This window comes from Paraburkholderia lacunae, assembly GCF_003353175.1.
Taxonomy (GTDB): domain Bacteria; phylum Pseudomonadota; class Gammaproteobacteria; order Burkholderiales; family Burkholderiaceae; genus Paraburkholderia; species Paraburkholderia lacunae.
The window spans coordinates 179,254-186,437 of record NZ_QHKS01000015.1 but is presented as its reverse complement, the minus strand read 5'-3'; the positions used below and the strand labels follow the sequence as shown (position 1 = coordinate 186,437).

At 65.0% G+C, this 7,184-nt stretch carries 4 protein-coding genes; 1 reads left to right on the top strand and 3 read right to left on the bottom strand.

Annotated elements, in window-relative coordinates; genetic code table 11:
* Positions 1–168: 168 nt before the first annotated feature.
* Complete coding sequence (gene argH / locus DLM46_RS23260) at positions 169–1,575, bottom strand: argininosuccinate lyase (protein ID WP_115104274.1); 1,407 nt, start codon at positions 1,573–1,575, stop codon at positions 169–171.
* A 241-nt stretch (positions 1,576–1,816) separates the two neighbouring features.
* On the bottom strand, positions 1,817–2,629 hold the full coding sequence (locus DLM46_RS23255; RefSeq protein ID WP_115104272.1) for a helix-turn-helix transcriptional regulator: 813 nt from the start codon (positions 2,627–2,629) through the stop codon (positions 1,817–1,819).
* A 168-nt stretch (positions 2,630–2,797) separates the two neighbouring features.
* On the opposite strand from DLM46_RS23255, the gene DLM46_RS23250 reads away from it, so the two are divergent.
* Entirely contained in the window at positions 2,798–3,550 is a 753-nt protein-coding gene (locus DLM46_RS23250; RefSeq protein ID WP_115104270.1) for a class I SAM-dependent methyltransferase, read from the top strand.
* 198 nt (positions 3,551–3,748) lie between these two features.
* On the opposite strand, the gene ppc is transcribed toward DLM46_RS23250, so the two are convergent.
* Positions 3,749–6,976, bottom strand: coding sequence for a phosphoenolpyruvate carboxylase (ppc, locus tag DLM46_RS23245; RefSeq protein ID WP_115104268.1), 3,228 nt, complete (start codon positions 6,974–6,976; stop codon positions 3,749–3,751).
* Positions 6,977–7,184 lie beyond the last annotated feature (208 nt).

Sequence of the window (7,184 nt, the reverse complement as noted above, 5' to 3'; positions counted from 1 at the left end):
GCAGATCTACAACCAGGAACGACCGCATCATTCTTTAAAATACAGAACGCCCGATGAAGTTCATCGGGCGTTTCTAACCGCGAACAGCGGTGCGTAGGTGTCAACCTATGTCAGGACGGGTCATGTCCGTGCGCGAGAGCGCCGGACTGCGCTGTTTGACGCGCCGCGTTACTTCAAGGCGTCCCGTGCAGCCTTGACGGCGGCAAGAACCTGTTCGGGCGCCGTGCCGCCCGCATGATTGCGGCTCGCCACCGACCCTTCGAGCGTCAGATACGAGAAGACGTCTTCGCCGATCAGATGCGCGACGTTCGGCAACTCGCTGCGCATTTCCGCGAGCGTCAGGTCGGCCAGATCGCAGCCGCGATCGACGCACACCCGCACCGCCAGCGCGACCGCTTCGTGCGCATCGCGGAACGGCAGTCCGCGCTTGACCAGATAGTCGGCCAGATCGGTTGCGGTCGAGAAGCCTTGCAACGCGGCGTCGCGCATGGCTTGCGGCTTCACCGTGATGCCGGCCACCATCTCGGCAAAAATCCGCAGCGTATCGGCAACCGTATCGACGGTGTCGAATAGCGGCTCCTTGTCTTCCTGGTTGTCCTTGTTGTACGCGAGCGGCTGGCCTTTCATCAACGTCAGCAGCGCCATCAGGTGGCCGTTCACGCGGCCGGTTTTGCCGCGCGCCAGTTCCGGCACATCCGGGTTCTTCTTCTGCGGCATGATCGACGAACCGGTGCAGAAGCGGTCGGCCAGATCGATGAAGCCCACGCGCGGGCTCATCCACAACACCAGCTCTTCCGAGAAGCGCGACACGTGCGTCATCACCAGCGCCGATGCTGCCGTGAATTCGATCGCGAAGTCGCGATCGGACACCGCATCCAGCGAGTTCGCGCAGATGCCGTCGAAGCCGAGCGTGTTCGCCACTGCGTGACGGTCGATCGGATAGCTGGTGCCTGCCAAAGCCGCCGCGCCGAGCGGCAGACGGTTCACGCGCTTGCGGCAATCGATCATGCGCTCGGCGTCGCGCGAAAACATTTCGACGTAGGCCAGCAGGTGATGGCCGAACGTGACCGGCTGCGCGACTTGCAGGTGCGTGAAGCCGGGCATGATGGTCGACGCGTTCTTCTCGGCCATGTCGAGCAGGGCCCTGCGCAGATCCTTCAGCAAGCCGCCGATCCGGTCGATTTCGCCGCGCAGCCACAGGCGGATATCCGTCGCGACCTGGTCGTTGCGCGAGCGGCCGGTATGCAGGCGCTTGCCGGCGTCGCCGATCAGCGCGGTCAGGCGAGCCTCGATGTTCAGGTGGACGTCTTCCAGATCGAGTTGCCACTCGAACTCGCCACGCTCGATTTCACCCTTGATCTGCGCCATGCCGCGTTGGATCGCGGCCAGGTCGTCGGCGGCGATGATCTTCTGCGCGGCCAGCATCGAGGCGTGCGCGAGCGACCCTTCGATATCGACGAGCGCCAGACGCTTGTCGAAGAAAACCGACGACGTATAGCGTTTGACGAGTTCCGACATCGGCTCCGAGAAGCGAGCCGACCAGGCTTCGCCTTTTTTGTGCAGTTGGGACGTCATGGTGTTTGGCAGTTGAGCGGTGAGGAGGCTGACAGCGTTTGCGTGAGGTACGCGGGCGCCGCCGAAGCGAAGAAAGACTGTGATTTTAACACCGGGGCGGGCTGCCAAATGGCGCCGGCGGCCTGCGGCGGTGATTCGGGTAAAAAGCATCCCAAGGCACCGCGGACCAAGCGGGTTGTCCGCGGGGTGTTCGCGGGTCGTCCGCTCACGAGCAGCGGTCAAGGGGTTGTCGCAGCGGCGCCTATTCGCGCACCAGCACCACCAGCTTCAGATCCTCGCGATGCGCGGGCTTGAAGGTGATCTGGTCGTAGACGATGCGGCCGTCGCGCGGATGGTTGAATTCGCGCCGTCCGCCTTCGCGGCCGCCGACGTCTTGCGACGCCCAGAAGCGCGCGAACGCGTCGCTGGCGGCGCTCAGCGAGTCGATCAGCGCGCGCGTGGGCGCATCGTTCAGATGGCGGATCGAGTCGGCGCGAAATTCGGCGGCGAGGCGCCGCGCGCGCGTTTCCCAGTCGAAGATCAACTCGCGCGCGGCCGGTTCGGTGAAGGTGTAGCGCAGCAGATTGCGGTCGTGCGCGCCGTCCAGCCAGCCGACGAAGAGGTCGGAGGCGCGTTCGTTCCAGGCCAGGGCATTCCATTGGCGATCGAGCACATAAGCCGGTGCGTTCACCAGTTGCACGGTTTGCAGCAGCGTGGCGGGTGCGTCGGCGGCGGCCGGGTCGGGCTCGGCCGGATCACGCTGGGCGGCCAGTTCGAACAGATACGCACGCTCGGCGCGCGACAGTTGCAGCGCCACGGCGATTCGCGCCAGCGCGTCGGCCGATGCGGATACCGGCCGTCCCTGTTCGATCCATGTGTACCAGGTCGGGCTGACGCCGCATAACTGCGCGACTTCCTCGCGCCGCAAACCCGGCGTACGGCGGCGCGGGCCCGGCGGCAGGCCGACCGCTTGCGGCGAGAGCCGCTCGCGGTGCGCGCGGATGAAGTCGCCGAGCGCGCGGGCGGGCGTTGCGTCGAGTGGCGGCGGGTGGTCGGCTGAGGACGGCGTGGTCATTCTGTTTAGTCGTTCTGCGTAGTCGTTCAGATCGGGCGGCACTTGGCGGGTGTTATCAATACCAGAATAATTGCTTAACTTGTACTGGTACACGGCGGACTCTATTGTAACGGCTGGAACGGCACACAGCGTTCCAACCCGATCCCACGCAAGTCACCGGAGCCTCCCATGAAACATCACGATCAGGTCGCCGACGCCTTCGGCTCGACCGCCGCCGCGTATTTGACGAGTCAGACGCATGCCACCGGCGCCGATCTGCAGACGCTGGCCGATTCGATCGCGGCGACCCCGGGCGCGACGGTGCTCGACATGGGCTGCGGCGCAGGCCACGCGAGCTTCGCGGTGGCGCCGCATGCCGCAGCGGTGGTCGCCTACGACATCGCGCCGCAGATGCTGGCAACGGTCGAAGGCGCGGCGCGCAAGCGCGGCCTCGGCAACATTCGCACACAACAGGGCGCCGCCGAAACGCTGCCGTTCGACGCTCATTCTTTCGACTGGGTCATCAGCCGGATGAGCGCGCATCACTGGCACGACGTGCCGCGCGCTCTCGCGGAGGTGCGCCGCGTACTGAAGCCGGGCGGCAAGGTATTGTTCATCGACATTGCCGGCATCGATCATCCGCTGCTCGACACGCATATTCAGGCGGTGGAATTGCTGCGCGACGGCTCGCACATTCGCGACTATCGTGCCGACGAATGGATTGCGCTCTTCGAAGCAGCCGGATTCACGGCGACGATTCGCGAGCGTTGGCGGATTGCGATCGAGTTCGAATCGTGGGTGGCACGCATGCGTACGCCTGAGCCGCGTGTGGTGGCGATCCACTCGCTGTGGAATAGCTCGCCCGATGAAGTGCGCCAGTATTTCGACGTGCAGGAAGACGGCTCGTTCAAGCTCGACGCGCTGATGGTCGAAGCGCAATAAGCAGCGCAGCAGGTCGCGCAACTAACAGCGCAACAGACAGCGCAACAGACAGCGCAACAGACAGCGCAATAAGCCGCGCTAAAAGCCGCAAAAAAGAAAACGGCGGAATGCCGCAACCGACATTCCGCCGCGTGCAGCGGACGGTTCGAACATAGCGGGGCGCAGCAAGCCGCACACCCGCCACGTCGCCAAGAAGCGTCAGCCCGTATTACGCAGGCCCGCGGCGATCCCGTTGATGCTCAGATGAATCCCGCGACGCACGCGCGCGTTGGTGTCGCCCGCGCGGTGACGCTTGAGCAGTTCCACCTGCAGGTGATTGAGCGGGTCGAGATACGGGAAGCGGTTCTTGATCGAACGCGCGAGCAGCGGATTTTCCGCGAGCCGCTCGCTCTTGCCGGTGATTTCCGACAACACCTTCGAGGTGCGCTCCCATTCCGCGACGATCCGCTCGAACACGTGCTTGCGCAGCTTCTTGTCGGACACCAGTTGCGCGTAGCGCGAGGCCACCGCGAGGTCGGTCTTCGCCAGCACCATGTCCATGTTCGACAGCAGGGTCGAGAAGAACGGCCACGTCTTGTACATCTTCTTGAGCAGCGCGAGACGGCGTACGCGTTCCGCGTCGCTCGGCGCGCCGTCCAGATGCGCGGCCACCGCGCTGCCGAAACCGTACCAGCCGGTGAGCAGCAAACGGCATTGGCCCCATGAGAAGCCCCACGGAATCGCGCGCAGATCTTCGATCTTGCGTTGCTTCGGGTCCTGCAATTTACGCGCAGCCGGACGGCTGCCGATGTTCAGTTCGGCGATCTCCGAGATCGGCGTCGATTCGAAGAAATACTCCTTGAAGCCAGGTGTCTCGTAGACCAGCGCGCGATAAGACGCCATCGCCGCATCGGACAATTGCTGCATCGTCTCTTCGAAAACGGGTAGTTGCTCGGGCGCATTGCCGTGCGGCAGCAGCGATGCTTCAAGCGTCGCGGCGACCACGGTTTCGAGGTTGCGCCGGCCGATTTCCGGATTGCCGAACTTGCTCGCGATCACTTCGCCTTGCTCGGTCAAGCGGATCTGGCCGTCGACGGTGCCCGGCGGCTGCGACAGAATCGCCTGATAGGTCGGGCCGCCGCCGCGGCCGACCGTGCCTCCGCGTCCATGGAACAGGCGCAGCGTCACGCCGCGCTCGTTGAACAGCGACACCAGCGCGAGCTCGGCACGGTACAGCTCCCAGTTCGACGTGAGGAAGCCGCCGTCCTTGTTGCTGTCCGAGTAGCCGAGCATCACTTCCTGCTCGTTGCCTTGATGTTCGATCAGTGCGCCGACGCCCGGCAGCGCGATCAGATCGCGCATGATGTGAGGTGCGTTGCGCAAGTCGGGGATCGTCTCGAACAGCGGAATCACCATGAGCCCGGCTCTCGCCGGATTGTTGGCGTCGCCGAGACGACCCTGCAGCAGGCCGGTTTCTTTCTGCAGCAGCATCACTTCGACGAGATCGCTGACCGTCTCCGTGTGCGAAATGATGTAGTTGCGCACCGCGCGCGCGCCGAACTTCTCGCGCGTGACGCGGGCCTCTTCGAGCACGCCGAGTTCGCTCTTCACGAGGTCGGAATACTCGACGTACGGCGAGCGCAGCAGACGCGGCTGCGCGAGTTCCGCGAGCAGCACGTGCAACTTGTCCGCTTCGGAGAGCGCCGCATAGTCCGCCTCCACGCCCGCGCGTTTCAGCAACTCCGCGATCACGGCTTCATGGATGTCGGAGCTTTGACGCAGGTCGATGCTGGCGAGGTGAAAACCGAACACTTCGGCAGCGCGAGCGAGCGGCGACAGGCGCGGTGCGGCCAGCGACGCGCCGTGATGCTCGGCGAGCGAATCGATCAGCACATGCAGGTCGCGCACGAATTCGCTCGCGTCGCCGTACGGTTTGGCGCGCACCGGCGCCGCGCCGCGGCCGGCGCTGCGCACCGGCACGCTGCCTTCGCCGAGGCGCACGCGCGCGCTCGCCGCGAGCCGCGTGTACACGCCGATCAGCGCGCGGCGATACGGCTCGTCGACGCGATGCGGCGACTGGTCGGGCGAGGCGGCGGCGAGTTCTTTCAGTGCGTCGCTCGCGCCGGCCAGCAGGTTCGATACCGACAACTCCGCGCCGAGCTTGTGCACCTGCTCCATGTAGTGTTCGAAGATCACCGCGGCCTGGCGCGTGATCGCGTGCTCAAGGGTTTCCGCCGTGACGTTCGGATTGCCGTCGCGGTCGCCGCCGATCCAGCTGCCCATCTGGAAGAAGGGCGGCAGGCGCGCGGCGAGCCCGTGCTCGGTGAGTGCGTCTTCGATGTCGGCGTAGAGCGCGGGGATTTCTTCGAGGAAGGTGGCGCGGTAATACGACAGCGCGTTTTCGATTTCATCGGCGACCGTCAGCCGGGCATCGCGCAGCATCCGGGTTTGCCAAAGCGACGTGACGCGGGCGCGCAGCATCGCTTCGTTGTGCGCTCGCTCGCGTTCGGTCAGCGGCTGGTCGCGTTCGGCGAGCAGGCGTGCGATGTCGTGCTGGGCGTCGAGAATGCTCTTGCGCTGCACTTCGGTGGGGTGCGCGGTCAGCACCGGCACGATCAGCGCTTCGTTGAAGAACTGCTGCAAGACCGGCGTCGCGGCGGCGCCCGCTTCGACCAGCCGTTCGAGCGCATGCGCGACGGTGCCCGGCTGCGAGGTCGAACCGGCCAGCTCGTGAATGCGGTGACGGCGGTTGCGGTGACGGTCTTCGGCAATATTCGCGAGGTGCGAGAAATAGCTGAAGGCACGCACCACGCTAACCGTTTGCTCCGGACTCAGTGAACGCAGCTTCTTGTCGAGCGTCTGCGCGGCTGTGCTGTCGTCTTCGCGGCGAAAGCGCACAGCGGTCTGACGGATCGTTTCCACGACGTCGAACACCGCGTCACCTTCCTGCTCGCGCAGGACATCGCCGAGCAGCCGTCCGAGATAACGGATGTCCTGGAACAGCGGGTGGTCCTTGTCTTCACGCGTGCGGCCGCCGTTTTTCGGCGCCGGCGCGAGCGTATCTTTCGAGACGGCTTGCAGCTTGGGCGTTTTTGCGGTTTTTGCCGTTTTCGCCGTCTTCGCGTCTGGAGCCGCGAGGGTTTCGCCTGCGGCGGCTTTGATCTTGATCTTCGTGGATCCGGCCTTGGCCGGTTTCGCTGCCTTGTCGGCGGTGGCGGCTTGCGTTGCCGCGCTGGCCTTCACGGGCATGGAAGCTTTGGCGGCTTTTGGGGTTTTGGCGGCATTCGCTGCCTGAGCCGCTTTGGCCACTTTGGCGGTGCGTTTGGCCGGCGCGGCCTCGGGAGCAGAAGCGGCGGAAGCGCCGGATGCAACGGCGGCGTCGGCCGCGGAAGCGTTGGGCGATGCGGTGTTGCGGCGAGCAGGGCGCGCCGATCCGGAAGACGTCACGATGGGTTTCCTCAGGGAAGCCAGGGTCTATTGAACGATGGACTGCTACTACGTGGCTACTGCTTGGACTGCAGGAAAACGATACGCGTCGATGGACATGCGCTGGGGATTGGGCCGCGCGCGCTTTGCACAATGCGCACGAAACGCATACTACGTGCACGCTATACACGAGACGCCGCACTGCATCATCGCGCATGCCGCCGCACGA

Bases quoted from the DNA above. Each gene is read 5' to 3' on its own strand.
- DLM46_RS23255 (WP_115104272.1), bottom strand. From the start codon at position 2,629: ATGACCACGCCGTCCTCAGCCGACCACCCGCCGCCACTCGACGCAACG.
- argH (WP_115104274.1), bottom strand. From the start codon at position 1,575: ATGACGTCCCAACTGCACAAAAAAGGCGAAGCCTGGTCGGCTCGCTTC.
- DLM46_RS23250 (WP_115104270.1), top strand. From the start codon at position 2,798: ATGAAACATCACGATCAGGTCGCCGACGCCTTCGGCTCGACCGCCGCC.